Genomic DNA, 25637 nt, shown 5'->3' on the forward strand with positions numbered 1-25637 from the left:
ATCTCTCCTTTCGAATGTTGGGTGACACTTTCATTCTACTGGAGATCCGCCAGCAAGGGCTATTTTTATGCTTGATCAAGTTTATCTAGCACCACGGGTTTTTATAAAATCATTCAATATTGGAAAAACGGCTCGCTTTCATCCCATCCCTAAAGGAGTGGGCTTTCTCGCTCGCGGGTCTGTAAAAACCCTAACATCATGATCCTCCCCTTCTCATCTCAATCATAAATTTGTACCGGTCGCCGCGGTACACCGATTTGACGACTTCAAGCGGCCGACCGTCGACAAGGTGCGTGCGGCGCTCAAGCAATAGCACCGGAGCCCCTTCTTTCATCTTCAGATGCTCCGCCTCCACCTTGCGGGCGACCGAGGCTTCCAATGTTTGAACAGCGGAGCCGATGATCATCCCTTTTTCTTTTTCGATAAATTCATAGACGGAACCGCTTACAACATCACGCGTCAGTCCGGGGACGAGATTGACCGGAATGTACAGCGTCTCCAACGCCATCGGCAAGCCGTCGGCCAACCGAAGGCGGCGGACTTCGTAAAGGTCATCGCCTTCCGTGACGCCAAGCCCTTCAGCGAGTTTCTTGGAAGCTGGAACCATCTCAAAGCTGAGGACGATCGTGCCGGGCTCCATGCTGCGCGCCCGCATATCTTCGGAAAAGCTCGTCAGCCCTTTCAGCGGCTGCTCGATTTTTTGGGCGGCGACAAACGTCCCCTTCCCGCGCCGGCGGATGAGATAGCCATCGTTCACTAAATTGTTGACCGCCTGCCGAACGGTCATCCGGCTGATGTCATACATTTCCGCCAACTCGCGCTCAGACGGGATCATTTCGCCCGGCTGCCACTCCCCTTTTTCGATCTTTTCTTTCATATATTGCTCGAGCTGATAGTAAATCGGAATCGGCGACTGTTTATCGATCACGGCGCATCCACCCGCCGCTTTTCCTTTGGGATGAGCGAGAGCGCCTCTCGGTCGGCGATGATCGTCACGTCCGGATGAAGGTGAAGCGCTGAAGCCGGCAAGTCCGGTGTGACAACGCCCTCTAAAAGCCGAGCCATGGCCTCTGCTTTTTCTCGTCCCGACGCCAACAGCACGAGGCGGCGGCTGCGCAAAATGGTCGCAATCCCCATCGTAATGGCACGGCGCGGCACGTCATCCAACGACCCAAAAAAGCGGGCGTTTGCCTTGCGCGTAGATTCGGCAAGCTCGACGACATGGGTCGGCGATGAAAACGGCGTCCCTGGTTCGTTAAAGCCGATATGGCCGTTGCGGCCGATGCCCAAGAGCTGCAAATCGATGCCGCCCACTTCATCGATGAGCCGCTCGTAGCGGCGGCATTCTTCGTCAAGATCAGCGGCCAAGCCGTTCGGCACATGCGTCTCGTGAAGCGGGATGTCAAGCTTTGAAAACAAATGCTCATTCATATAATGGCGATAACTGTTCGGATGATCCGGGCCAAGGCCTACGTATTCATCCAAATTGACCGTGCGCACGAGCCGATACGATGTCCCATGCTGCCGATGATCGGCGGCCAATTCGCGGTACACGCCGAGCATCGTCGAGCCGGTCGCCAAGCCGAGAACGGCGTTCGGCTTTTCCTTGACTTGTTTGATGATGATGTCCGCCGCTTGGCGACTCATCTCTGCGTAGTCAGCAGCTTTCAAAAGCTTCAAAGCCATCGCTCTTCACCCCTTTCATCCTGCTTGCGATAGGCAAGGGCGCCACGGCAAAACGTCATCATGACTTCATATCGTTCATTCAACACGACGACATCGGCGTCTTTGCCGGGCCGCAAGCTGCCTTTCCGATCAAGCACGCCAAGCTGTTTCGCCGGATTCCAGCTCGCCATGCGGATCACCTCTTCCAACGTGCAACCCGTATAGTCGAGCACACGGCGGATGGCCTCGCCAAGCTTGAGCACGCTTCCCGCCAGCGTTCCGTCGGCAAGCCGCGCCTCCCCGCCGCAGACTTCCACCTCTTGGCCGCCGAGATCATACTTCCCATCGCCGAGACATTTCGCCCGCATGGCGTCGGTGATTAAGATAAGCCCCTCGCTTCCTTTATTCCGGTAAGCGAAGCGAACCATCGGCGGCGCAACGTGCAACCCGTCGGCGATCAGCTCGCACATCACTTCTTCAAACATAAGCACCGCACCGGCGACACCCGGTTCACGGTGATGGATGCCGCGCATCCCATTGAACAGGTGGGTCGCATGCGTCACCCCTGCATGGACCGCCGCTTTTACTTCGTCGTAAACGGCATCGGAATGGCCGATCGAAGCGATCACACCCGTCTGTTTCAAGTAGGAGGCAAGTTCCAGCCCCCCGTTCCGCTCCGGGGCAAGCGTGACAAGGCGGATGTGGCCGCCTGCCGCCTTTTGCCAGTGCTGGAACAGTGAGATGTCCGGATCGGCGAGATGGCGCGGGTGCTGCGCCCCGGCGCGCTTCGGCGACAAAAACGGTCCTTCCAGATGAACACCGAGCACCTCCGCCACCCCTGGGCGATTCTCCTCGGCCATATAACGGGCGACATTTCGAAGCGCCGCTTCGATTTGTTCGCTTGGCGCCGTCATCGTCGTCGCCAGGAAACTGGTCGTCCCTTCCGCCGGCAAGGCGTTGGCCATCTTGTCAAGCGCCTCCGGGGTCGCATCCATAACATCCGCTCCAGCCGCCCCGTGGATATGAACGTCAATGAAACCAGGCACGACAGCAAACCGTGGAGAAAGCTCGATCACTTCCGCCCCCGCTTCTGCCGGGCACGACGACATCGGGCCAATGGACGCCACTTTTTCCCCTTCGATCAGCACATACCCTTGTTGAATGTTGTCTGCTTCTGCATACACCGCAGCATTTTTCAATATCCATCGTTTCATCGCGATTTCACACCTTCTGCTTTTATAATAATATTATATATTCTAGTTGTCTATACCACTATAAAAAAACTTCAACGTGAAAGAAGCAGGGAAGCCGTGGCTTCCCCGCTCTTCCAAACGGCGCTACGCTCCTTTCGGCCCGCGGGCCGGCAAATAAAACGAAAACGTCGTTCCTTCGTTCAGTTTGCTGTGAACGGTGATGAGCCCTTTATGCGCTTCGACGATGTTTTTGGCGATGGCAAGGCCCAACCCGGTGCCGGAACGGCCGCGCGTGCGCGCTTTATCGGCTTTGTAAAACCGTTCAAACACAAACGGCAAATCCTCTTCGGGAATGCCGGAACCAGAGTCTTGGACATGGATCGTCACGCCGTCGCCGCTTGGTTCGATGATGAGGCGAACTGTGCCGCCCGATTCCGTATGGCGGATGGCGTTGTCAATTAAGTTCGTCAGCACCTGTTCGATCCGATCCGGATCGAGAGCGATTTCGATGTCCCGATCGCGAAACTCGGCTGTCAGCTCAATCTGCTTTTCTTTCGCCAGCCCGTGAAACTTGCGGATCACCCGCTCAATATACGGAGCGAGCTTCACCTGTTCATAGTGCAGCTCGATATGCCCGGCTTCCATGCGCGCCAAATCAAGCAAATCATTCACTAGGCGGCCCATGCGCAGCGACTCGTCATAAATGACTTTCGCCATCTCTTTCTTCTCTTCTTCGCTCGCCGCGATATCGTCGATGATCGCCTCGCTGTAGCCTTGAAGCATGGCAATCGGCGTGCGCAATTCGTGCGAAACGTTGGCGATAAAGTCTTTGCGCAGCTTGTCAAGCCGCCGCTCTTCGGTCATGTCGCGCAAAACAGCCACCGCGCCGCGCACCATCGTTTTGCCGTACAGCGGCGTCATTAAAATGACCCACGTCCGCCCTTGCAGCGTCACTTCGGTCGACTGCTCCTTCTCCTCGCGGACGACGCGCGCGAACAGTTCTTTCACTTGCGGCGGCAACGGCGCCATCGCTTCCGCGTCGTTTCCTTGCTCAAAATACCACGCCTGCAAAAACCGCTCCGCCGGCGGGTTCGTAATTAAAATTTCCCCGTCGCGGTTAAACGTCAAGACGCCATCGGCCATGCTGCTTAAAATGCTGGCGAGCTGTTCTTTTTCCTGGTTCAGCGCGTTGATGTTAAATTGGAGCCGCCTTCCCATTTGGTTGAACGCCATCGCCAGCCCACCGATTTCGTCATTGGTTAAAATCGGCACTTTCATGTCAAAATGGCCCCGCGCCATTTCGAACGCGGCTTGCCGCATTTTCCGAAGCGGGGCGGTGATGCGCGTCGACAAGAAAAAGGCAAAAAACGTCGTCATGACAATGGCGATAAACGCGGCGAGAAAAATTAACTCTTTCGTCCGCTCCGTCGCGTCGGCGATCGCCTCGAGCGACTGATAGATAAACACAGCTCCTCGGCTGCCATCCGGCATCGACATCGGCACGCCGACAATGATCATATCACGGGGCAGCTTTTCTTTTGGATGCCGCTCCAGCATATACAAACGCTTTTTCACCGTTTTCCCATCTGTCAGCACACGCCGCAAGTCCCGATCTTGGCGAATCGACGACAGCGGCATATTGTCCAACCCAGCATCGCTAGGCGAATACCAATAGTGCGACTCATCGGCGACGATGACGGCTTTCGTTCGATTGTCCACAAGCGTCCAAGCGATCGAGCGGGCAAGCTGCTCGTCGCGGTAATCGTGCATCACCTCAGCCACTTTTGTCGCCAGGCGGGTCAAGTCGTTTTCCGCTTCCTGCACATAATAATCTTCCAAAAATTTAATAAGCAAAATGCTTAAAATAAACAGCACGCACGAAACGAGCAACAAAATCGTAAACCATAGCTTGCCGACGACGCTGCGAAACAGCCACATCAGTCGTTCACTGCCTCAAACTTGTAGCCGACGCCCCAGACGGTGACGATCATTTTTCCCGCCTGCGGCGACGCTTTATTCAACTTTTCGCGCAACCGTTTAATGTGGGTGTCGACCGTGCGCAAGTCGCCGAAAAATTCGTAATGCCATACTTCCTTCAACAGCTGTTCGCGGTCGAACACTTTGTCGGGCGAGCGGGCCAGAAAGAGAAGCAGCTCATATTCTTTCGGCGTTAAGCTGACTTCCTTGCCGTCGACCGTCACCCGGTGGGCATCGTTGTCAATCGTCAAATGCGGAAACACAAGCACGTCTTTCGCCGTCGTCTCCACCGGCGCGTAGGCGGCGTTCGCCGCGCGGCGCAACAGCGCTTTTACGCGCAGTACGACTTCGCGCGGACTGAACGGCTTGACGATGTAATCATCCGTGCCGACTTCAAACCCTTGCACGCGGTTGGATTCTTCGCCTTTTGCCGTCAACATGATGATCGGCGTCGTTTTTTGCGCGCGGATTTCTTTGCACACCTCAATTCCATCTTTGCCCGGCAGCATCAGATCGAGCAAAATGACGTCATAATCATTCGTCAACGCCTTCTCCAACGCTTCATTGCCGTCGCCGGCCTCATCGATCACATAGTTTTCCCGCTCCAAATACATTTTCAAGAGCCGCCGGATGCGCTCTTCATCGTCAACCACTAAAATACGGATGGTTTTTTCTTGTTTTTCCAATGCTTTGCACCCTCCCATCATCAATGGAAACACTCCCTATTTTCTAGTTTACCGAAAAACCGGATGCTCGCCAACAGAGCATCCGGTTGTTTTCCATTATGTTCCGGCGTACGAGTGCAATCCCGCAATGACGAGGTTGACCGCCACTAAGTTAAACATAATAATGGCAAAGCCGATGACGGCGAGCCATGCCGACTTTTCACCATGCCAGCCTTTTGACAAACGAAGGTGCAAAAAGGCAGCGTAAAACAGCCAAGTGATCAGCGCCCATACTTCTTTCGGGTCCCAGCCCCAAAAACGCGTCCAGGCGATTTGCGCCCAAATCATGGCAAAAATGAGCGCCCCGAGCGTAAACACCGGGAATCCGATCGCTACAGCTCGATAGCAAATTTCATCGGTTAAATCCAAATTGACGTTTTTCACAAGCGGCTGCAGCGCCGCTGCGATGCGTTTGCGTAATGCGAGGCGAAGCGCGATGTACAAGACCGCCCCCGCCATCAACGACCAAATGACGGTATTCAACTTTTTCGCGTTAATGATCGCCGGCATCTCAACAAGCGGCTTCATGCGGCCGGCGCTTTCTTTCATAAGCTCCCCTTTGTGCGGCCCAACGAGCGCCGGCATATGGTACTCGACTTCCGCTGGTTGATCGTTCTTGTCAATCCACGAAAATTTCGCCTCATACCCAGAAAGCCCGAACGCTGTCGAAACGATGACGAAACCGAGCGTGGTTACTAAGCAAAACATGACGGCTTCGAGCCAAAACGTGCGCTTCGACGGTTTCGACTGGTCGACGACACGGATCAAATAAATGAGTCCGGCGACAAAGCTGATGGCCAAAATCGCCTCCCCGGCCGCCGCAGTCGTGACGTGAATGTACAGCCAATCGCTTTGCAAGGCGGGAATGAGCGGCGAAATTTCCCGCGGAAACATGCTCGCATAGGCGATAAGGAGCAACGCGACCGGCAGCGCAAACAGGCCGAGCACGCTCAACCGGTAAATGAAATAAACAATGATAAAAGCAGCGACAAGCATCATGCCGAAAAACGTTATAAACTCGAACAAATTGCTCACCGGAGCATGCCCGGCAGCGATCCAGCGCGTCACAAAATAACCGACTTGAGTAAGAAAGCCGATGATCGTCACAGCAATGCCAAGCTGCGACCAGCGGTCTTTTCCTTGCCGCTCCTTCCGTTTGTCGCGAATGGCGCCGCCGAAAAGAAACGTGCCAATCAAATAGAAAACGAACGAAATATATAGCAATGTGCTGCTAAGCTGTGCCATGCGCTTGTCCTCCTTGTCCGGCTTTTTTCTCTTCCTCGAGCCGATCGGCCGGCATCGTTAAGCCGGTGCCGTCAAGCAGGCGGCGCAGCTCGTTTTTCAAGCCGAACCAGTTTTTATTCGTATGTGCGGCGATCCATAATTCGCCGTTCACCCGCTGCACCCAAATACGGCGGTGATTCCAATACATTCCTTGGATGAGCCCGATCATGAAAATCGCGCCGCCCACCCCTAAAATCCAAAGCGTGAAATCGCGGCGGACGGTCAAGCCAGAGACGTTGCGCGTCTCAAGCCCCGCAAACGCCATTTTATATTTGTTGTCGCCAAACGGTTCGATCGTTTGTTGGATGGCGACGAAACTGACTTCCCCTTCCGGTCGATCCGGCGCATACATTTTAAAGACGAACGCCGGATTGTTCGGCACGCGCGATTTTGTCGACGGGTTGCCGTCTTCGTCAAACTCAAAGTCAGGAAAATAGCTTAATAGCTCGACGCGATACCCCCGTCCGAGGTCGTACGTTTCTTTTGGATCGTACAAGTCGATCGCTACCGTGCCGAACGTTTTTCCCGACTGTTTATCCGCCAGTTGGAACGACATCGTTTTCGGCTCGTTCAGCCGGAAATCGACTTGATAGAGTGCGTAATGGTTGAATTTCAGCGGTTCGTTGACGCGAATCGAATATTCTTTCACCTTTTCGAGCTTCGGTTTGGCGCCGGCGACTGTCGGGTCGACGCGCTTATACAAGACGACATTTGTCTGATAGTTTTCCGCAATCATGCCATCGCCGACACGGTCGATGGCGGCATTAAACACTTCATTGTCTTCGCCTTTTTTGTACGTGTCAAAAATAAACTTTTCACTTTTTAAAAAGTACTGGCCGTCAGTCCCTGGGATTTCTTTCGTTTCCCCTTCGCGAATCCACATCACCTCATCAATGTACATGCCCGGCACCGAGCGAAGCATGGCCCCGATTAAGAAGATGATCAGGCCAACATGGTTCACATACGGTCCCCAGCGGGAAAAGCGCCCTTTTTCGGCGAGCAGATGGCCGCCTTCTTCGCGGATGCGGTATCGTTGCTTGGCGAGCCGCTCTTTCAGCAGAGCGACCGCCTTGTCCATATCGCCGACGCGCGAAACGCCAAACAGCCGCTGCCGCTCTAAAAAGCGCGGATGGCGCTTCACCCCTTGCCGCTTCAAGGCGCGGTAAAGCGGAACGACCCGGTCCAAGCTGCAAATGACAAGCGAAACGCCGATTAAGGCGATGAGCAAAATGTACCACCATGAGCCGTACAAGTTGTTAAAGCCGAGCTCATAATACAGCTTCCCTGCCCAACCGTACTGCTCTTCGTAGTATTCAGCCGGATTCACGTTCGGCGGGATATACATTTCTTGCGGAAAAATCGTACCGACGGCCGAAGCGATGAGCGTGATGACGATGAGCGCTACCCCAACTTTGACCGAGGAGAAAAACGCCCAAATTTGGTCGACGATCGTTCGGTTGTACGTTTGTGACCGGCGCGCGCTTCCTTCGTAGCGCATGTCCAAAATCAGTTTTTCTCCCAAATCGGCAAGCGGCTTGCCGCACGACTCACAAAACGCCGTGCCGTGCGGATTGACATGGCCGCATTCGCATTTGACGTGTTCCATGGCGCAAAACTCCTTACGGTTTGATGCTTTCCAAATGGCGCTGAATGTCTGCTTTTGTCATCGCGCCGGTGATGATTTTCTTCACTTCGCCGTTTTTGTCAATCAAAAACGTGGTTGGCAGCGGGCCGACATTATAGGCGTTCAACACTTGATCTTGACGGTCGATCACAATCGGAAATGTCAGGCCGAACCGTTCCGCGAACTTTTCAACGCTCAACTTCGGTTCACCGACATTGACAGCCAAAATTTCAACCCCTTGTTTTTTGTAAATCGGGTACAGCTCGTTCATATACGGCATCTCCCGCTCGCACGGCTTGCACCACGTTCCCCAAAAGTTCAAAAAAACGCCTTTGCCGCGATAGTCTGAAAGACGATGTTCATGCCCTTTCAAATCGGTCAGCACAAAATCAGGCGCCGTCGAACCAACAGCGACAGCCGTTTTCTCCGTGAAAAAATTCGTGTAAATCGTATAGCCGATCGCCGCCAAAAGCACGAGCAAAATAACCGTTCTCATCACTAGGCGATGTTGCTTTTTCATCGTTCAAACCCCTTTACGTTTCTCCTCCCCCACAGCCAACGGTAGAGGGGAGGCAAGCGGTTCACAATCTCTCATTTTCCATTATAGCAAAGTTTTATTCAGCCTGCTGTGCAAGGATATGAACGTTATGTGACAATCTTCGTCATTTTCGCCCGCCGGATTGGGCAAGGACGCGCAGCAGCTTCACCTCGTGCGGTGTCAGCTCGCGGTATTCGCCGGGACGAAGCCCTTTTAAATCAAGAAACGCATACCGTTCGCGCTTCAGTTTCATCACTTCACAGCCGATCGCCTCAAACATGCGGCGCACTTGCCGGTTCCGCCCTTCATGGATGCGGATTTCGACAATCGCCGTCCGCTTTTTTCGGTCAGCGGAGAGCAGTTTCACCTTCGCCGGCGCCGTCATGCCGTCTTCCAGCATCACCCCTTGCTCGAGCTGCTTCAGCTGCTCGCGCGTCGGGATGCCTTTCACTTTAGCGACGTACACCTTCTCGATCTCATAGCGCGGATGCATCAGCAAATTGGCAAAATCGCCGTCATTCGTCAACAAGAGCAGGCCGGACGTATCGTAGTCAAGCCGCCCGACTGGGTAAATGCGTTTGTCCAAATCCTTGAAAAAATCGGTCACCACTTTGCGCCCTTTGTCATCTTTGACGCTCGAGATGACGCCGCGCGGCTTGTACAGCAAATAATACACCGGCTCCTCGCGCTCGACCGGAATGCCGTCGACTTCGACCTCATCTCGCGGTCCGACCTTGACGCCAAGCTCCGTGACAACGCGGCCGTTGACTTTCACCCGCCCTTGCAAAATCATTTCTTCCGCCTTGCGCCTTGATGCCAAACCAGCGCGGGCAATCACTTTTTGCAGCCGTTCCATTCTCTCTCACCTCTTTCATCATCTTACCCTTTCCGTCTAACAGATACAAGCGCGGCACTTTTATTTTTCACCTTTCCCGCTCCCTTTGCAAACAAAAAACCCGCCGAACGGCGGGAACGAAAAAAGGCGCCGCTAGCGCCCGAATACAAACAAAACGATGAAAACAGAAACAATAAAGCTGAGAATGTCGGCCAAAATGCCGACTTTTAACGCATCGCCCATTTTTTTGACGCCGACGGCGCCAAAATAGACGGTGAGCACGTAAAGCGTCGTCTCCGTACTGCCTTGGATCGTAGAAGCAAGGCGCCCGATGAACGAATCCGGGCCGTAAGTAGCGATCAAATCGGTCGTCATGCCGAGCGCCGCCGTGCCGGAAAGCGTGCGGAGAGCCGCAAGCGGAACGACTTCGGCCGGCAGTCCAATGGCATCAGCCAGTGGTTTGATCACTTCCATCATGGCATCAAGCGCCCCTGAGGCTCGGAAAATGGCGACCGACACCAACATGCCGACCAAATACGGGATGAGCGAAAACGCGATCTCGATCCCTTCCTTGCCGCCTTCCACAAACGCTTCGTACGTCGGCACTTTCTTTGCTGTACCGTAAAGCAAAATAAAAGCAATGAGCGCAGGGATCAGCCAAACAGAAAGAAGTTGGACGATGGCCATTATGGCTTCCTGCCTTTCCGCATCCGTTTCCAATAATAGTACCGGTCAATCAATACCGCCCCAATCGTCGAAATCGTCGAAGCGACGATCGTCGTCCCAATGATCTCGCTCGGCGCCGCTGAACCGTACGTCATGCGGATCGAGATGACGGTCGCCGGAATGAGCGTAATGCCTGATGTGTTCATGGCCAAAAACGTCACCATCGACCGGCTAGCCTCGTCGCGGCCGCCGTTGAGCTTTTTTAGCTGCTCCATCGCCTTTATGCCCATCGGCGTCGCCGCATTGCCAAGGCCGAACATGTTGGCGACCATATTCGAGACGATATAGCCGAGCGCAGGATGGCCGGGCGGCACCTCTGGAAACAAGCGGCGTACGAGCGGCATAAACAGGCGCGCCGCTTTGTCAAGCAAGCCGGCGCGTTCAGCGATCGCCATCAGCCCGAGCCAAAACACTAAAATGCTGACCATGCCGATGCTGATCGTCACCGCTTCTTTGGCGCTTTCAAACACCGCTTTGTTCACTTCGTCCATCGTGCCGTTGGCCGCCGCAAAGACGATGCCAATGACCGCCATCATCACCCAAATGAGGTTAACCATCGCTTCTCACACCTAAAAAGCGAAATACTTGCCATAAAAACCCTCGGCCGCTTCCTTCCTTTCCCGGTTCATACAGCAGCGGCACCGAATCAACCGCCTTTTGATGCAAATAAAGCACCGCCTTTCCGACCTCTGTCGGCGCCCGTTCTGGGTATTTTTCCCATCCCTTGCGCGGCTTCAACAAATATACTTTCACCCGCAGCTCTCCCGTCTCCTGTTCGGTCACCGGATATTGCAAATCGCGGGCTGCACGCAGCCGCCCGCGGTAAAACGGATCAGAAATTTTGTCGACCACCCGCTCGCTGCTCACTTTGGCGATGTGATAATGAGAAAATCCATATTCGTACATAGCGATATGGTCATTCCAATCGTCCGGTGCATCCAACGTCACGGCGATCAAATCGATGCCGCCTTTGGATGCCGTCGTCACGAGCGTGCGATGGGCCCGTTTCGTATAGCCGGTTTTGCCGCCGGTGCAATATTCGTAAAGACTTGTCAACAACTTGTTTTTATTTCGCCACACACGCGCGCCGTCTTCGCCGGGCGGAGCGGGGGCGCGGTACACCTTCGTCCCCGAGATGCGCCGAAACTCTTTGTTTTTCATCGCATATTGCATGAGCAGCGCCATATCGTACGCGGTTGAGTAGTGGTTTTCCGCGTCATCCAACCCGTGCGGATTGGCAAACTCGGTATCACGCATCCCGATTTCAGCCGCTTTTTGGTTCATTAAAAAAACAAATCCTTCGACGCTGCCGCCGACATGTTCAGCGATGGCCACCGCCGCGTCGTTGCCGGAACGAAGCATCAGCCCATATACCAAATCGCGCAGTTTGATTTTCTCCCCTTGGCGCAAGTAAATTGACGACCCTTCGGTCCGGACAGCGCGGGCGCTGACCGTCACCGTGTCGTCCATCTTCCCCGATTCAATCGCCAAAATGGCGGTCATAATTTTCGTAATGCTGGCGATGCGCCGTTTTGTATAGGCATCCTTGGCAAACAAAACCCGCCCGGAATGCTGCTCTATCAAAATCGCGCTTTTTGCGCTCACCCCATCCATAGCGCGCATCCGCTCTGGAACAAATGCCATAATCCCCGCAGCGAGTGCAAGAATGAGCGCAATGAGCCGCTTCTGCTTATTCATCTCATATCGGCGAGGATCCCCCTCCTTTAAGGAGCGGGGAGGAATCGCCTGTTCCTCCTTTCCGATTAGGCTGAACGGGCCGCAGCCGAAGAAACGTCGCGACGGAAACAGGCTGAACCCCAAAGCCGCGTTTTGTACAAGTGTATGCCTCGATGGGACAAATATGATGAAAAAATGCTGTTGCAAGGGGAGACAGCCTGAACGATCCGCTCCGGCGCTTGCGCTGGGCGCGTTGATGACATTTTCCCTGCAAAGAGAAAGCCGCTCCTTGAAACGGCGGACAGGTGTCCTGATGGATCGCAGCGCCTGCTCTCCCAAAAAAACGGGCAGGGGGTTCCCCCCCGCCCGTTTAAAACGGCTGCCAACGAAGCTTCTGCGCCTCATGAAAGCGTTCTTCAACGTTGCGCCAGTTGACGACGTTCCACCAATGTTCGATGTACGCCGCCCGATCATTTTTGTATTGCAAATAGTAGGCATGCTCCCACACATCAAGCACGAGAAGCGGGATCACATCCCATTGCGCCATGAGCTGGTGTTTTTCCGCCTGCAAAATTTCCAGACGGTGCGCTCGCGGCGCCCAAACGAGCAGCGCCCAGCCGACCCCTTCGGCGCTTTTGGCCGCTTCGGTAAAATGGCGCCGGAACGCAGCAAAACTGCCAAAATCGCGTTCCAGTTGCGCCCGCAGCTCTCCGCGCGGTTCGCCGCCGCCTTCCGGATGCATATTATACCAAAAAATGGTATGCAAATAATGCCCCGAACCGTGGAACGCCGCTTCCCGCTCCCAATGCTTCAGCAGTTCAAAATTGTTCGTCCGGCGCGCTTCGGCCATCATGCGCTCCGCCTTGTTCAGACCGTCGACGTAGCTTTGATGATGCTTCGTATGGTGAAGGCGCATAATTTCTTCGGAAATATGGGGTTCAAGCGCATCATAGCTGTACGGCAAAGGCGGCAGCACATGCCTGCCGGGCGGGATCGGCTGTTGCCGTTCACCATCGGCCTCGCCTTCCTCTTGCCGCTGCTCTTCGTCAATCGTCTTTTCCTTGTGCAACTGCCCGCCATCAGCGGAATCCGCCGATGAGGATGCAATCGGCTCCGCCCGTTCCGCCGCCGCGGCCGGCTCTTGTTCGGTATCTCCCCCGTGTGTGACGATCTCCTCAACGCTTGGTTCTCCGCCGCCTTCCTGCTCAAGCAAAACGGCTGCTTCTTCCCGCCGCGGCGAGTTTTCCTCCTGTCCGCCGGCTACTGGTTCGACAAGGCGAACGGCTCGAACATACACATCGTCAACAAGGCGTTGCAGTTGACCAATCTCCTCCTCCGTCCACTCGCCGTCGTGTTCTTCAATGCGCGCCAACAAAGAAGAAAGGCCGATGTCATCCGCCGCTCCGCGCGCGGATAGGGCGTGCTCCATTTGTCTCCCCCACTCAGCCGCTTCGATGGCATAATGGCGAAGCGCAGCGGCGTACACGTCATCCACAAGGCGCGTGAGTTCGCGGATTGCCTCTTCCGTCCACGCTCCGTCATGTTCGGCGATAAACTTCAGCAGCGCCGAAGCGCCATCCGTGCTGGCTCCGCGCAGCGCCAGCACCTGCTTGACCTGTTCTCCCCATTCGTTCACCTCAGCCGCATACCGGGCGAATAACGTTTGGTCGTCCATTTGGTAAAAACCTCCTCCTGCTTTTTTCGCCATATCGTATGCCGGCCTGGGAAAATCGTTCTTGTCCGCATTCACCCAAATTCCTAACCGCACATACATATAGGAGCGAGATGATCAACATAGGCAAAACATAGCAAGGAGGGAAAAGCAGAATCGTCGCATTCCCCTGTGCGACGCGCTCTGCGAAAAAACGAATGAGCCAACCGATTGAGCAAGAAGCGCTTTTTGAACTCCGTTTTTGGATGCAAATTCTTGGCGACCATTGCCGGTTTATTGTTGAAGCGCTCGCCGAAAGCTACTTGCGGGCTAACGTTCATCAGTTTCCGGCGCTTTCCCGCTTCCACCGTCAAATCGAGCTGGAAATGGCCATTTTCCAAAGCTTTTTGCACGAACTCGAGGAGATGGAATTAAACAATGAAGTGCTTGGTGTGCTGTCGCCGCTGATGGCCGACCATATGGCGCGCGAAGAATGTTACTACTTGCAAAAGCTGGCCGAGACTACCGGCGAGGTGAAGCCACCGGCGTGCGACCCGACCAAGCCGCGGACGGAATAGCCGGCATGAGAAAAAGCGGTTCGCCCGAAGGAACCGCTTTTTCTTGCCCGTATAGCCGTTTTGCCGGCCCCGCCGAGCACGGAACACACGGCTTTTGTTTCACTGCGGCGCGCGCTCTGGCAAGCGGCATGCGCCGGTTTCCGCCCATTCGCCGACAAGCGCCTCCAGCGCCTCGGTGTCAAGAGCAGCAAAATAGCGGCGCAATTCGCCTTCGTCATGAATATAGACGCGCCGGCGCTGTCGGTATTCCGGATTTTTCCATAAGCAAACGAGGGCGACGATGTCGCGCAAATAGATGTCGCGCCCGTTGACAGCAAACAGCGGATCGCCTTCATATGGCAGCAGCTCAAGCAATGCTGTCTCAAAATGGCGCAAATACAAAACAGACAGCGTCCGCTCTTCGCCGCCGTCGCGGTACGTGACTTCCGATCGGTTGAAGTAGTCCTCAAACGTATTCGACTGCGATTTTTGCAATTCTTCGCCGTGCAGGCGGCAAATGTTCATGAGCGCACCCCTTCCCGGTCAGCCGTTTTTTCTTTAGTTTACCATATTACGGCTGTCCGTCGCTCAAATTTTCCGCCAATTTTCCGAAAAACAAGTCAGCTTCCCGCTCAACCTCGCCATCGTCCGTCCATTCTGGCAGCGGCGGCAGTTCTTCAATCGTTTTCAGGCCGAAATAGTCGAGAAATTCGGCCGTCGTCCCGTATAAAATCGGCCGCCCGGTCCCTTCGGCGCGGCCGACTTCTTTAATGAGCGCCCTCGCCATGAGTGTCTGCAGTGGCTTGTCGCTTTTCACGCCGCGGATTTCCTCGATTTCAGCGCGCGTAATCGGCTGGCGGTAGGCGATAATGGCGAGCGTCTCGAGCGCCGCCTGCGACAGCGGCGACGCTCCCGGCGCTTCGACCAGCTTTTTCAAATACGGAGCATACTCTTTCTTCGTCGCCAATAAAAACACGCCGCCCAGCTCGACCAGCTGAATGCCGCGTTCTTCGCGGCAGCAGTCTTCCTGGAGCGCCGCCATCACTGCTTTCGCCTCCGGCTCGCCAATATCCAAAACAGCGGCAATTTGGGCAAGCGACAGCCCCTCGTCGCCAGCGGCAAACAACAGCGCTTCCACGATCGCTTTGAATGGAGCCGGCGCACCAGCAGCGCTGTTTGTTTTCATTTCCTTTTGGTCCATTCTCCCTTCTCCCCTTTCCTTTTTCACCGTTTTGATCGCAACTGCAGCCATCTTGCGGCTTCCCGGCATTTTCCGCGAAAATGCAGGACTGGCGCGTGATTTTCATCCCCGGGTGAAGGGCAAAACGTTGCCCATGAGACTTTTTCGTGAAGATGCGCATGCCTTGAGCAGACATTTTCACGCCTGGGCGAAGAGCAAAACTTGCTCATGAGCCTTTTCCGAATCAGCAGCTGTCCGTCTCGCCTTCGCACCGGCCATCAGCCGATGGGCCCAGCAGGCAAAAGGAAAGCGGTCCGCCATCGCGAACCGCCTCAACCGGCCAGATGATTGGCGGCGAGAAACAAATCGCTGAAATTCCGCTCTTGCTCAACGATGATTTTATTTTGTTTCATTAATTCCAAAATAGCCAAAAAAGTGACAACGATATACGAACGGTCGCAGGACGGAAATAACTCATAAAAGTTTTTCCGTTCTTTCGCCTGCCGCAGTTCATGCAAAATTTCCGCCATCCGCTTTTCAACGGAAATATCTTGGCGGGCAATTTTCGTCCGCATCGGTTTTTGCAGTTTTTTGCGGCGCAACAGTTTTGACAGGGCGCCGAGCATATCGTAGACGTTGACATCAAGCGGCGCGGACGCTTTTTTTTCATCGGCGTACGCGCTCAAGTCACTCGGGGGTTTTGTAAACAGAAGCGCCCGTTCTTCTTCGCGCCGCTTCAGCTCGCGTGCAGCTTCCTTAAACTTTTTGTACTCAAGAAGCCGCTGCATCAGCTCTTCGCGCGGATCGTCCGCCTCGGCGAATTCCAAGCTGTCGTCTTCGGCGTGTTCGTCGGACACCGGCAGCAGCATTTTGCTTTTCATCGCCAACAGCGTAGCCGCCATAACCAAATATTCGCTGGCGATATCAAGCTCAAGCTCTTGCATGGCGTGAATGTACGCCATATACTGTTCCGTAATTTGCGCCACCGGAATGTTGTAAATATCGATCTCATAGCGGTTGATTAAATGCAAAAGCAAGTCAAGCGGCCCTTCAAACGCTTCAATTTTGACGTTATACGGCACTTGCACATCCATCCCACCATTTTTCCGCAGCCATTCCCCGCGCCGATGCGCACATTGGAGAACCTTGCTGGCAATATACTTATTGTATCATAATTCCGCGGCGAAGCGAACGGAAATGAGACGGTTTTTGCCTCGAACGCCATGAAAACGTATAATACAAGGAGAGCCCTGCCGCAGCGCCGGCAGCTGCACGGCTTTGCCTGGCAACAAGGCCGCCTACCGCGAAACACGCCTCGGCGAAAGGAACGATGGCCCATGTATCCAAAAGCATATATCGACTATTTAGTCCATTTCCATGGCGACCGCGATTATTTCGAATGTCATGAGATTTTAGAAGAACAATGGAAGCGCGACGGACGGAAACGGGAATGGCTCATTCTCATCCAAATTGCCGTCGCCTTTTACCACTACCGGCGCGGCAACAGTTCCGGCGCGCTCCGCCTTATCAAACGGGCGCGGACGCTGCTTGAGGAGGCGCGCGGGATGATCCGCCGGCTCGGCCTTGACGAGAAGGAGTTGGCCGTGCTGCTTGAAAAGGCCGCCGAGCGGATTGCCCGCGGCGAACCGTATGAAAGCATTGAGCTGCCGATTCGCGACCGCTCCCTGTACGAACAGTGCCAAGCCGCCTGTGCCGAGCGGCAGCTTGTTTGGGGGCAGGCGAGCGATCTCACTGATATCGACCTTGTAGACAAACACCGGCGGCGCGACCGTTCGGACGTCATCGCCGCCCGCGAACAAAAAAAGCGGGCGAAAGCAGAAGGGACATAACCCCTCTGCCGCCCGCAACAGCGCGGCGTTGCGCCGATTTGTCTCGTTGGGCTAGCACGTTTGGCATTTATCGAAAAACGAGGCGGTCCACTCGTTCGCGCATAGCCGGCGGTCGGGGTACGCCTCTTTCAACGCCTTGACCATCTGTTTTCCGATCCCTTGGTGGCGATGCGATGGATTGACGCTGATGTGCTGGATTTGCACAACATCAGGAGCGCACAACAGGACGCCGATAATGCCGACGATATCGTCCCCTTCCTTCCATAAAAACAGCTGCCAGTCGCTGTTCGTTTCATACTGTTTGATCGTCTGCTGGAGCCGTTTCAAATCTTTTTCCGTCGGCATAAACGACAACAGTCCCATGGCGATTTTCTCATAGTTTTTTCGATAGCGGATCAACATAAAAATCCCTCATTATCGACAAGCGCTTTTCCGAAAAGGAAAACACGTTGTCATTTTCTCTATACGTATTATAAACATTCTCACCGATATTGTGAACCATTTCATGTCTTTTTACACAAATGTCCGCAAAACGTTCGCCATCTCAATGGCCGAAACGGCCGCTTCCCAGCCTTTATTGCCCGCCTTTGTGCCGGCCCGTTCAATGGCTTGCTCGATCGTATCGGTCGTCAATACGCCGAAAATGACCGGGACGCCGCTTGAGAGCGCGGCGTGGGAGACGCCTTTGGCCGCCTCGCTGCACACGTAGTCAAAATGGCTCGTCGCCCCGCGGATGACGGCGCCGAGCGCAATGACGGCATCAAACTGCTTCGATTCCGCCATTTTTTTCGCGAGGAGCGGAATTTCAAATGCGCCCGGCACCCAGGCGACCGTGATGTCATTGTCGCTGACGCCATGGCGCGTCAAACCGTCGATCGCCCCTGACAAAAGCTTGCCCGTAATGAATTCATTAAAACGAGAAACGACGATGCCGATTTTCAACCCGGTGCCGACTAAATTTCCCTCAAGAACCCGCATGTTTTTTCTCCTCCTGTTTTCAAAAATGAAGCATATGCCCTAGTTTTTCATATTTCGTGCGCAAGTATTTTTCATTTTCTTTTTTCGCTGGCATTTGAAGCGGCACCCGTTCGACAACTTCAAGCCCGTGCCCTTTCAAGCCGGCGATTTTGCGCGGATTGTTCGTGAGCAGACGCATTTTCGTGACGCCAAGGTCTTTTAAAATTTGCGCGCCAATGCCGTAGTCGCGCAAATCGGCCGGGAAGCCGAGCTTTTCGTTCGCCTCGACCGTATCGTAGCCTTGCTCTTGCAGCTTATAGGCGCGCAGTTTGTTCATCAGGCCGATGCCGCGCCCCTCTTGACGCATGTAAAGCAACACCCCACGCCCCTCGGCTTCGATTTGCCGCAGCGCCGCATGCAGCTGCGGACCGCAGTCGCACCGATACGAACCGAACACATCACCGGTTAAACACTCGGAGTGGACGCGCACAAGAATCGGTTCATCGGGAATAATGTCTCCCTTGACGAGCGCCACATGCTCCTTGCCATCAAGCACGTTCGTGTAGCCGACGGCGCGAAACTCGCCGAACTCAGTCGGCAGCCAAATGTCGACCTCGCGCTTCACTAGTTTTTCCCGCTGGCTCCGATAGGCGATCAAATCTTTGATCGTGATCATTTTCAATCCGAATTGGTCGGCGATTTGCCGCAAATCCGGAACGCGCGCCATCGTTCCGTCTTCTTTCATGATTTCGCAAATGACGCCAGCCGGCTTCGCCCCGCACAAACGGGCCAAATCGACCGCCGCTTCCGTATGGCCGGCGCGCCGCAGGACGCCGCCTTGTTTGGCAATCAATGGAAAAATATGGCCAGGCCGTTTAAAATCGCTCGCTTTCACATTTGGATCGAGCAGCGCCTGAATGGTCGCCGCCCGCTCGTAGGCGCTGATTCCGGTCGTCGTTGTCTTGTAGTCGATGCTGACGGTAAACGCCGTCCCATGAGCGTCGGTGTTATGCGCGACCATCGGCTCAAGCCCGAGCCGCGCCGCCAACTCTTCCGTAATCGGCACGCACACAAGCCCGCGGCCATGGGTGATCATAAAATTAACGACATCCGGCGTCGCTTTTTCAGCCAATGCGACAAAATCGCCCTCATTTTCCCGGTCTTCGTCGTCGCAGACGATGATCACTTCGCCGTTTTTCAGCGCGTCCAGTGCCGCTTCAATCGTGTCAAACATCTGAAGTTGCCCCCTATCCCGTTTATTTATAGCCATGCCGCTCCAAAAATTCGCTCGTCAATCCGGAAGGCAGCTCCTCTTTCGCGGCAAGAAAAGCAGCGACGTATTTGCCGATCATATCGCACTCGATATTGACGAGGTCGCCCGGCTGCTTTTCGCCTAAAATCGTCGCTTCACGCGTATGCGGAATGAGCGAAATGGTGAACGTGCGCTCGCTCAGACCGAAAATCGTCAAGCTCGTCCCATCGACGGCGACCGATCCTTTATAAATCATGTACGGGCGAAGCGGGGGAGGCGCTTCAATTTCATAGTAGACAGCGTTCGCCTTCGGCCATCGGCGGACGATGCGCCCGACGCCGTCCACATGCCCGGTGACGAAATGGCCGCCAAACCGCCCGCCAGCCGCCATCGCCCGCTCTAAGTTCACTTTCGATCCCGGCTTCAATGTTTTGAGCGCCGTCGCCTTGACGGTCTCCGGCATGACATCGACGGTAAACCGCCGGTCAGTAAACGACGTGACGGTCAGGCAGACGCCGTTGACGGCGATGCTGTCGCCGAGGCGAACGTCTTCGAGCACCCGGCGGGCGCCAATCGCCATCACGATGGCGTCGCCCGTTTGCCTCATTTGTTCAACCGTGCCGACCTCTTCAATAATACCGGTAAACATCCTTACTCCCCCCTCCTTTTCACCGCAGCAACGACTTTTATATCCGGGCCGACCATCTCCAACTGCCGGATGTCAAGCTCCATCGCCTCTTCAAGGCGCGAGAAGCCGAGGCCGCCGACCGGCGTCGGCGCTTCGCGGCCGCCGATCAGCTTCGGGGCGATGTAGGCGACCACTTCATTGACCGCCCCTGCCCGGAGGAAGCTGTCATGAACGCGCGAGCCGCCTTCCACAAACAGCGACGTAATGCGCTGCTCACCGAGCAGCCGGAGCACGTCGCGCACATGAATGTGCGCAGCCGCCATCGGGATGATGCGCACCCCGAGGCGCTCGTATGCCTCGGCCTTTTCCCAGCTGATGCCGCTCCCGGTGATGATCCACGTTTCCGCCTCCCGGTCGGTGACGACATGGGCGTCAAGCGGCGTATGCAAGTTTGTATCCAAAATGATGCGGAGCGGATTTTTCCGTTGCTCCCCGATGCGGACCGTCAACTTCGGATTGTCCGCCAACACGGTGTTGACGCCGACCAAAATGGCGTCATGCTGGGCGCGAAGGCGGTGCACATCTTGGCGCGCCGCCTCGGACGTAATCCATTTGCTTTCCCCGGTCGCCGTCGCAATTTTCCCATCGAGGCTGCACGCGTATTTTAACGTCACAAACGGCGTTTTTGCCGCGATATAGTGAAAAAACACCCGGTTGAGCTCATCCGCCTCTTCTTTCAGCAGCCCGACATCGACCTCAATGCCCGCCCGTCGCAGCTTGTCGATCCCTTTCCCGGCGACGAGCGGATTCGGGTCGGTTGTCGCGATGACGACGCGGCGGACGCCGGCTTGAATGAGCAAATCCGCGCATGGAGGCGTTTTGCCGTAATGGCTGCACGGCTCAAGCGTCACGTACACCGTTGCCCCGCGCGCCTTCTCGCCGGCCATGCGGATCGCATGCACTTCCGCATGCGGGTCTCCCGCTTTTAAATGGGCGCCAAGCCCGACGACCGCTCCGCCATTGACCACAACAGCACCGACGACAGGATTGGGGGACGTTTGCCCGATTCCGGCTTTCGCGACATCGAGTGCAAGCCGCATATAATGTTCATCGCGATACACCACACTCCCCCCTTTTTTTCTAAAAAATAAACCCCCGGAACTTCCCCGGGGGTTCGTTGATGAGAGAATGAACCATGATGTGCAGCCAAATAAACAAGAACATTTGTTCGTTAACTATGTCATACCGACCGACACAAAGCGGCCGCCGCTACACCAAACCGGCGCCGGCCGTCCAGGCCGGCCGAAAACAGCCGTGCGCACATCGCCATCCTTCTCCCATCCAGACTATACTGTCGGCTCCGGAATCACACCGGATCGTGCCGATACGGCTCGCGGGCTGAGAGGCATAGCGCCTCATCACCGCCGGTCGGGAATTTCACCCTGCCCCGAAGGAGGCTTCACTATATTATTAGGTTTATTATACCACAAAAGCGGCCGGAAATCATCATTGTACGACCCAAAACCAGTACGCCGCTCCCCACAATAGGCTCATCCCCAACAAAATGAAAAACAAAAGCCAATTGTTCCGGCTTGTCCGCTCCTCGTCTTCCGTCCGTTGCTTACGGTTCGTCAAACACTTTCACTTCCTTCATGACATCGCCATTTTTCATAGCTTTGACAATCTCCATTCCCGACGTCACTTGGCCAAAGACCGTATGCACTCCGTCCAAATGCGGCTGCGGCTCATGGACGATGAAAAACTGGCAGCTGCCGGTGTCGCGGCCGCGGTGCGCCATTGACATCGCGCCAGCAACATGCCGGTGCGGATTGTGGTCCGTCTCACACGGAATCGTATAGCCGGCATCGCCCGTCCCGTTGCCGCGCGGACATCCTCCCTGGCTGACAAAACCGGGAATGACGCGATGGAACGTCAAGCCGTTGTAAAACCCTTGATTAGCTAATTTCTCAAAATTAGCGACCGTCACCGGCGCTTCGTTCGGGAATAGTTCAAATTCGATTTTCCCACCGTTTTCCATCAAAATATATCCTTTTTTCGCCATGGTACTTCAGCTCCTTTTTTGCGCTTCAACCGCTTTTATCATATCATGATTCGAAAGGGAAAGAAAGCCAAAATGCCGCCTCGTCGAACTGTCCATTGTTTTTTTAATATAATATATTTATATGGAATCGGAATGGGTACACTAGTGATGAATGATAGACGTAGCAAAACTGGCAAGGGGGCGTCCGACGGTGTTGTTGATGGCGGTGACGGTAATCGTCTTTTCTGTTTCGTTTCTCCTCATGCCAAAACGGCTTTCAGGCCTTGAAATGTATACAACTTCGCTGTTTGCGGTTTTCTTCGGCCTTTCAACGGATTTGTTTCTCGATGTCAAGTACCATTTTATACGGGTATTTTGATGTTGGAGTCGACGGACTGGTCTATGTATTTATTGTTTTCATTTATGTCACCGTCAACCTCCTGTTTTTAAACGGATACCCGATGCATCGTCCGATTTGGGTGCAGGCCGCCTATATCGGCGGATGGTCGCTCTTTTCCCTTTTGTATGAAATGGCGGCGCTGAGGACAGAAATTTTTTACTACCACGGCTGAAAGCTTTCCTATTCAGCCGCCTTATATCCGCTTCTGTTTCTGATTTTGCTTTGGCATTTGTTGTTCGTGCGCCGCTTGGCGCGAAGGCAAAGCGCCGTTCCGAATAGAAATTCACGCCGGCGTACGTTATAATGGTAGTGCATGGTTGGTAGATAGGAGGCGAGCAATGTGAAACGAACGATCGCTTCATCGCTGCTTTGGGCGATGCTGCTGGCGTTTCCGGCCATCGCAGCCGCCGATGCCGCGCCGGGTGATGTCATCGTCACGCTTGGTGAAAATTTGACCGCTGAACAAAAACAAAAAGTGCTGGAAGAAATGAAAGCGCCGGACGGAGCGCAGACAATCACGGTCTCGAACGCCGAGGAGCATAAATATTTGGATGGACTCATCCCGAAGGCACAAATCGGCACGCGCGCCATCTCATCGTCCATGATCACCATCGGTGAACCGGGCTCAGGGCTTCACGTTGAGACGCACAACATCACATGGGTGACGAAAGAGATGTATACAAACGCCTTGATCACCGCTGGGGTGAAAGATGCCGATATTTATATCACGGCTCCGTTTCCGGTTTCCGGCACCGCAGCGCTGACGGGGCTGATGAAGGCGTATGAAATTTCGTCCGACAAGGCGATTCCAGATGACGTAAAAAAGGTAGCCAACGAGGAAATGGTGCAAACGGCCAAGCTCGCTGATTCGATCGGCGCGGACAAAGCGGTCGCCTTGCTGGCGAAAATCAAAGAGGAAATCGCCAACAACCCGCCGCAAACGGACGCTGACTTGCGCGCCTTGATTGAAAAAATCGCCAATGATCTTGGCATCACATTAAGCGCCGATGAAATCAACGCTCTCGTCTCCCTTTTTCACAAAATGCAAAACGCCGACATCAATTGGGACCAAGTGAACGACCAGCTGAGCAAGGCGAAAGAGCAGCTGTCTGCGTTTTTGCAGTCAGAAGAAGGGAAAACGTTCATCCAAAATTTGATCGACATCCTCAAAGAAATTTGGAATGCCATCAAATCGGCCTTTTCCGCCAACCAACAATGAGAGAAGGCGCCCTGCTGCATTAGGGCGCCTTCTCTTCTTGGCGGCGGCCGTTCTTTTCCAGGGCCGCCTTCATTGGTTGACTTTCGCCTTCAACGGCAAGTCATATTGGATCAAGTCTTCATACGTTTCCCGTTTGACGACGAGCTGGGCGTCGCCGTTTTCGACGAATACGACCGCCGGACGCGGCAGACGGTTGTAGTTGTTCGCCATCGAATAGCCGTAAGCACCGGTGCAAAAGACGGCTAAATAATCGCCCGGTTTCGCTTTCGGAAGTGCGATGTCCCAAATGAGCATGTCGCCTGATTCACAACACTTCCCTGCAATGGACACAACTTCCATCCGATCGCCCAGCACCCGGTTGGCCAGCACCGCTTCGTATTTCGCTCCATACAGCGCCGGGCGGATGTTGTCGCTCATGCCGCCGTCAACGGCGATATAGGTGCGGACGTTCGGCACCTCTTTGCGCGAGCCGATCGTATAAATCGTCGTTCCGGCATCCCCCACGAGCGAGCGGCCGGGCTCAATCCAAATTTCCGGCAACGGAAGTTGATGCACTTCCGCCTGTGTTTTCACCTCATCCACGATGCAGTCGACATACGCTGACACCGGAATCGGGTCGTCTTCATCCGTATAGCGGATGCCAAAGCCGCCGCCAAGGTTGACGACCGCAGGAACGAACCCACACGTTTTGTGCCATTCGGCCAGCTTGGCAAACATTTTTCGTGCGGCGAGCACAAAGCCGGTCGTTTCAAAAATTTGCGATCCGATATGGCAATGGACGCCGAGCAGTTGAAACGCAGCCGACGCCATGACGCGCCGGAATGCTTCATCCGCTTGACCGTTATTCAAATCAAAGCCGAACTTCGAGTCTTCCTGTCCGGTTAAAATGTAATCGTGCGTATGCGCCTCAACCCCTGGCGTCACGCGAAGCAAAACCGGAACCGCTCGGCCGGATGACCCCGCCAATTGTTCAATCAGCTCGAGCTCGTAAAAGTTGTCGGCCACGATGCAGCCGACCCCGTGTTCAAGCGCCATCGCCAGTTCATCCCGGTTTTTGTTGTTGCCATGGAAATGGATGCGCTCCGGCGGGAACCCGGCGGCCAAAGCCGTATACAGCTCCCCGCCTGAGACGACATCGAGCGACAATTGTTCCTCAGCGGCCAGCTGCACCATGGCAACTGAAGAAAACGCCTTGCTGGCGTAGGCGACTTGCGCCCGCACGCCATGGCGGCGGAACGCTTCCTTAAACGCGCGCGCCCGCGCGCGGATCAAGGCAACGTCATAAATATAAAGCGGCGTTCCATACGTTTTCGCCAACTCGACCGTATCGACGCCGCCGATTTCCAAGTGCCCTTTTTCATTGACGCGGCTCGTTCCATGAAAAAACATTGAAATCCCTCATTCCTCATCAAAGTGGCGCAAACATGCATACCAAAAGCAAAAAAGACAGTTTCGCAACCGGCGCCTGCCTTGAAAAAAACAAAGCCGCAGAGCAATCAGCCCCGCCGCATGGCAGGCTGTCATACAGCCGCGTGCGCCCTCTGCCTCGAGCGCCCGCCCTCCTTAGGCGAACGACTCGCCAATGGCGCTTGCAAAGGTGCGAAACGTCAAGTATAACGTATCATAATTATACAAAAGTTTCAATAGCGCCAAAAGGG

27 protein-coding genes, 1 pseudogene and 1 riboswitch are annotated in these 25637 nt (G+C 54.7%); of the genes and pseudogenes, 4 read left to right on the plus strand and 24 right to left on the minus strand.

What is annotated here, in order from left to right:
• Positions 1-196: 196 nt before the first annotated feature.
• The 13 genes from CV945_RS08680 to CV945_RS08740 form a co-directional block, all read right to left on the minus strand.
• Positions 197-928, minus strand: coding sequence for a GntR family transcriptional regulator (locus CV945_RS08680; protein ID WP_100659580.1), 732 nt, complete (start codon positions 926-928; stop codon positions 197-199).
• The gene (gene nagB, locus CV945_RS08685; protein ID WP_100659581.1) at positions 925-1686 is read right to left on the minus strand and encodes a glucosamine-6-phosphate deaminase; all 762 of its coding nucleotides are present in this window, start codon (positions 1684-1686) and stop codon (positions 925-927) included. Before nagB ends, CV945_RS08680 begins: the two co-directional genes overlap by 4 nt.
• Entirely contained in the window at positions 1677-2879 is a 1203-nt protein-coding gene (gene nagA, locus CV945_RS08690) for an N-acetylglucosamine-6-phosphate deacetylase (protein ID WP_100659582.1), read from the minus strand. The genes nagB and nagA overlap by 10 nt, the downstream gene beginning before the upstream one ends.
• A gap of 123 nt (positions 2880-3002) precedes the next feature.
• Complete coding sequence (locus tag CV945_RS08695; protein WP_100659583.1) at positions 3003-4796, minus strand: ATP-binding protein; 1794 nt, start codon at positions 4794-4796, stop codon at positions 3003-3005.
• Complete coding sequence (locus CV945_RS08700; protein WP_304441583.1) at positions 4796-5521, minus strand: response regulator transcription factor; 726 nt, start codon at positions 5519-5521, stop codon at positions 4796-4798. The genes CV945_RS08695 and CV945_RS08700 overlap by 1 nt, the downstream gene beginning before the upstream one ends.
• Positions 5522-5617: 96 nt before the next feature.
• Entirely contained in the window at positions 5618-6805 is a 1188-nt protein-coding gene (gene ccsB, locus CV945_RS08705; protein ID WP_063330670.1) for a c-type cytochrome biogenesis protein CcsB, read from the minus strand.
• A complete protein-coding gene (locus tag CV945_RS08710; RefSeq protein WP_063165408.1) occupies positions 6792-8450 on the minus strand; it encodes a cytochrome c biogenesis ResB family protein in 1659 nt (552 codons plus the stop codon). Before CV945_RS08710 ends, ccsB begins: the two co-directional genes overlap by 14 nt.
• A gap of 13 nt (positions 8451-8463) precedes the next feature.
• On the minus strand, positions 8464-8988 hold the full coding sequence (gene resA / locus CV945_RS08715) for a thiol-disulfide oxidoreductase ResA (protein ID WP_063330669.1): 525 nt from the start codon (positions 8986-8988) through the stop codon (positions 8464-8466).
• A gap of 142 nt (positions 8989-9130) precedes the next feature.
• On the minus strand, positions 9131-9862 hold the full coding sequence (locus CV945_RS08720; RefSeq protein WP_063330668.1) for a pseudouridine synthase: 732 nt from the start codon (positions 9860-9862) through the stop codon (positions 9131-9133).
• A gap of 132 nt (positions 9863-9994) precedes the next feature.
• Entirely contained in the window at positions 9995-10528 is a 534-nt protein-coding gene (locus CV945_RS08725) for a spore maturation protein (RefSeq protein ID WP_011231766.1), read from the minus strand.
• Positions 10528-11124, minus strand: coding sequence for a nucleoside recognition domain-containing protein (locus CV945_RS08730; RefSeq protein WP_011231767.1), 597 nt, complete (start codon positions 11122-11124; stop codon positions 10528-10530). Before CV945_RS08730 ends, CV945_RS08725 begins: the two co-directional genes overlap by 1 nt.
• Positions 11117-12265, minus strand: a complete 1149-nt coding sequence (locus tag CV945_RS08735) for a D-alanyl-D-alanine carboxypeptidase family protein (RefSeq protein ID WP_100659585.1) — start codon at positions 12263-12265, stop codon at positions 11117-11119. The genes CV945_RS08730 and CV945_RS08735 overlap by 8 nt, the downstream gene beginning before the upstream one ends.
• Positions 12266-12614: 349 nt before the next feature.
• Entirely contained in the window at positions 12615-13919 is a 1305-nt protein-coding gene (locus tag CV945_RS08740) for a superoxide dismutase (RefSeq protein ID WP_100659586.1), read from the minus strand.
• Between the two features lie 296 nt (positions 13920-14215).
• Between CV945_RS08740 and CV945_RS08745 the strand changes: the two are divergent.
• A pseudogene (locus tag CV945_RS08745) lies at positions 14216-14473 on the plus strand (DUF2935 domain-containing protein); the annotation flags it as partial.
• 99 nt (positions 14474-14572) lie between these two features.
• Here the strand turns inward: CV945_RS08745 and CV945_RS08750 are convergent.
• The 3 genes from CV945_RS08750 to CV945_RS08760 all read right to left on the minus strand — a co-directional run bounded on the left by CV945_RS08750 (position 14573) and on the right by CV945_RS08760 (position 16726).
• Positions 14573-14977 carry a hypothetical protein gene (locus tag CV945_RS08750; protein WP_033008272.1) on the minus strand — a complete coding sequence of 135 codons (405 nt, stop codon included), beginning with the start codon at positions 14975-14977 and terminating at the stop codon, positions 14573-14575.
• Between the two features lie 46 nt (positions 14978-15023).
• Entirely contained in the window at positions 15024-15653 is a 630-nt protein-coding gene (scpB, locus tag CV945_RS08755) for an SMC-Scp complex subunit ScpB (protein ID WP_047818634.1), read from the minus strand.
• 311 nt (positions 15654-15964) lie between these two features.
• The gene (locus CV945_RS08760; protein ID WP_033008270.1) at positions 15965-16726 is read right to left on the minus strand and encodes a segregation/condensation protein A; all 762 of its coding nucleotides are present in this window, start codon (positions 16724-16726) and stop codon (positions 15965-15967) included.
• A gap of 243 nt (positions 16727-16969) precedes the next feature.
• Between CV945_RS08760 and CV945_RS08765 the strand changes: the two genes are divergently transcribed.
• Entirely contained in the window at positions 16970-17482 is a 513-nt protein-coding gene (locus CV945_RS08765) for a DUF309 domain-containing protein (protein WP_044744968.1), read from the plus strand.
• Between the two features lie 51 nt (positions 17483-17533).
• Here CV945_RS08765 and CV945_RS08770 read toward each other — a convergent pair whose 3' ends face one another.
• The 7 genes from CV945_RS08770 to CV945_RS08795 all read right to left on the minus strand — a co-directional run bounded on the left by CV945_RS08770 (position 17534) and on the right by CV945_RS08795 (position 22381).
• Positions 17534-17884 (minus strand): GNAT family N-acetyltransferase, encoded by a 351-nt coding sequence (locus tag CV945_RS08770; RefSeq protein WP_033008266.1) that lies wholly within the window; start codon positions 17882-17884, stop codon positions 17534-17536.
• A 111-nt stretch (positions 17885-17995) separates the two neighbouring features.
• Positions 17996-18460 (minus strand): 6,7-dimethyl-8-ribityllumazine synthase, encoded by a 465-nt coding sequence (gene ribH / locus CV945_RS08775; RefSeq protein WP_033008265.1) that lies wholly within the window; start codon positions 18458-18460, stop codon positions 17996-17998.
• Between the two features lie 19 nt (positions 18461-18479).
• Positions 18480-19673, minus strand: a complete 1194-nt coding sequence (locus tag CV945_RS08780) for a bifunctional 3,4-dihydroxy-2-butanone-4-phosphate synthase/GTP cyclohydrolase II (protein ID WP_100659587.1) — start codon at positions 19671-19673, stop codon at positions 18480-18482.
• A gap of 22 nt (positions 19674-19695) precedes the next feature.
• Positions 19696-20340, minus strand: coding sequence for a riboflavin synthase (gene ribE / locus CV945_RS08785; RefSeq protein WP_033008263.1), 645 nt, complete (start codon positions 20338-20340; stop codon positions 19696-19698).
• 2 nt (positions 20341-20342) lie between these two features.
• Complete coding sequence (gene ribD, locus CV945_RS08790; protein ID WP_100659588.1) at positions 20343-21440, minus strand: bifunctional diaminohydroxyphosphoribosylaminopyrimidine deaminase/5-amino-6-(5-phosphoribosylamino)uracil reductase RibD; 1098 nt, start codon at positions 21438-21440, stop codon at positions 20343-20345.
• Positions 21441-21644: 204 nt separating this feature from the next.
• Positions 21645-21778, minus strand: a riboswitch (FMN riboswitch).
• A gap of 47 nt (positions 21779-21825) precedes the next feature.
• A complete protein-coding gene (locus CV945_RS17770) occupies positions 21826-21954 on the minus strand; it encodes a hypothetical protein (RefSeq protein WP_255350139.1) in 129 nt (42 codons plus the stop codon).
• Complete coding sequence (locus CV945_RS08795; RefSeq protein WP_033027805.1) at positions 21941-22381, minus strand: peptidylprolyl isomerase; 441 nt, start codon at positions 22379-22381, stop codon at positions 21941-21943. Before CV945_RS08795 ends, CV945_RS17770 begins: the two co-directional genes overlap by 14 nt.
• A 326-nt stretch (positions 22382-22707) precedes the next feature.
• Between CV945_RS08795 and CV945_RS08800 the strand changes: the two genes are divergently transcribed.
• Together CV945_RS08800 and CV945_RS08805 are read left to right on the plus strand one after the other, a co-directional pair.
• Positions 22708-22932 carry a hypothetical protein gene (locus tag CV945_RS08800; protein ID WP_100659589.1) on the plus strand — a complete coding sequence of 75 codons (225 nt, stop codon included), beginning with the start codon at positions 22708-22710 and terminating at the stop codon, positions 22930-22932.
• Between the two features lie 168 nt (positions 22933-23100).
• Entirely contained in the window at positions 23101-23979 is an 879-nt protein-coding gene (locus CV945_RS08805; protein ID WP_033009085.1) for a DUF1002 domain-containing protein, read from the plus strand.
• A gap of 69 nt (positions 23980-24048) precedes the next feature.
• Here the strand turns inward: CV945_RS08805 and lysA are convergent, their stop codons facing one another.
• Positions 24049-25368, minus strand: coding sequence for a diaminopimelate decarboxylase (gene lysA, locus CV945_RS08810; RefSeq protein ID WP_100659590.1), 1320 nt, complete (start codon positions 25366-25368; stop codon positions 24049-24051).
• Between the last annotated feature and the right edge of the window lie 269 nt (positions 25369-25637).

This window comes from Geobacillus sp. Manikaran-105 (genome assembly GCF_002809955.1).
Classification (GTDB): Bacteria; Bacillota; Bacilli; order Bacillales; family Anoxybacillaceae; genus Geobacillus; species Geobacillus thermophilus.

What these genes read in the sequence shown, in the direction of transcription:
- CV945_RS08710 (WP_063165408.1), bottom strand. Translation starts at nt 8,450, where the DNA reads ATGGAACACGTCAAATGCGAATGCGGCCATGTCAATCCGCACGGCACG.
- CV945_RS08735 (WP_100659585.1), bottom strand. Translation starts at nt 12,265, where the DNA reads ATGAATAAGCAGAAGCGGCTCATTGCGCTCATTCTTGCACTCGCTGCG.
- nagB (WP_100659581.1), bottom strand. Translation starts at nt 1,686, where the DNA reads ATGGCTTTGAAGCTTTTGAAAGCTGCTGACTACGCAGAGATGAGTCGC.
- CV945_RS08740 (WP_100659586.1), bottom strand. Translation starts at nt 13,919, where the DNA reads ATGGACGACCAAACGTTATTCGCCCGGTATGCGGCTGAGGTGAACGAA.
- lysA (WP_100659590.1), bottom strand. Translation starts at nt 25,368, where the DNA reads ATGTTTTTTCATGGAACGAGCCGCGTCAATGAAAAAGGGCACTTGGAA.
- ccsB (WP_063330670.1), bottom strand. Translation starts at nt 6,805, where the DNA reads ATGGCACAGCTTAGCAGCACATTGCTATATATTTCGTTCGTTTTCTAT.
- CV945_RS08795 (WP_033027805.1), bottom strand. Translation starts at nt 22,381, where the DNA reads ATGGCGAAAAAAGGATATATTTTGATGGAAAACGGTGGGAAAATCGAA.
- CV945_RS08770 (WP_033008266.1), bottom strand. Translation starts at nt 17,884, where the DNA reads ATGTTGATCCGCTATCGAAAAAACTATGAGAAAATCGCCATGGGACTG.
- CV945_RS08695 (WP_100659583.1), bottom strand. Translation starts at nt 4,796, where the DNA reads ATGTGGCTGTTTCGCAGCGTCGTCGGCAAGCTATGGTTTACGATTTTG.
- nagA (WP_100659582.1), bottom strand. Translation starts at nt 2,879, where the DNA reads ATGAAACGATGGATATTGAAAAATGCTGCGGTGTATGCAGAAGCAGAC.
- resA (WP_063330669.1), bottom strand. Translation starts at nt 8,988, where the DNA reads ATGAAAAAGCAACATCGCCTAGTGATGAGAACGGTTATTTTGCTCGTG.
- ribE (WP_033008263.1), bottom strand. Translation starts at nt 20,340, where the DNA reads ATGTTTACCGGTATTATTGAAGAGGTCGGCACGGTTGAACAAATGAGG.
- CV945_RS08730 (WP_011231767.1), bottom strand. Translation starts at nt 11,124, where the DNA reads ATGGTTAACCTCATTTGGGTGATGATGGCGGTCATTGGCATCGTCTTT.
- CV945_RS08760 (WP_033008270.1), bottom strand. Translation starts at nt 16,726, where the DNA reads ATGGATGTGCAAGTGCCGTATAACGTCAAAATTGAAGCGTTTGAAGGG.
- CV945_RS08780 (WP_100659587.1), bottom strand. Translation starts at nt 19,673, where the DNA reads ATGTTTGACACGATTGAAGCGGCACTGGACGCGCTGAAAAACGGCGAA.
- scpB (WP_047818634.1), bottom strand. Translation starts at nt 15,653, where the DNA reads ATGGACCAAAAGGAAATGAAAACAAACAGCGCTGCTGGTGCGCCGGCT.
- CV945_RS08720 (WP_063330668.1), bottom strand. Translation starts at nt 9,862, where the DNA reads ATGGAACGGCTGCAAAAAGTGATTGCCCGCGCTGGTTTGGCATCAAGG.
- ribH (WP_033008265.1), bottom strand. Translation starts at nt 18,460, where the DNA reads ATGCGGGTTCTTGAGGGAAATTTAGTCGGCACCGGGTTGAAAATCGGC.
- CV945_RS08725 (WP_011231766.1), bottom strand. Translation starts at nt 10,528, where the DNA reads ATGGCCATCGTCCAACTTCTTTCTGTTTGGCTGATCCCTGCGCTCATT.
- CV945_RS08765 (WP_044744968.1), top strand. Translation starts at nt 16,970, where the DNA reads ATGTATCCAAAAGCATATATCGACTATTTAGTCCATTTCCATGGCGAC.
- CV945_RS08800 (WP_100659589.1), top strand. Translation starts at nt 22,708, where the DNA reads ATGTCAAGTACCATTTTATACGGGTATTTTGATGTTGGAGTCGACGGA.
- CV945_RS08750 (WP_033008272.1), bottom strand. Translation starts at nt 14,977, where the DNA reads ATGAACATTTGCCGCCTGCACGGCGAAGAATTGCAAAAATCGCAGTCG.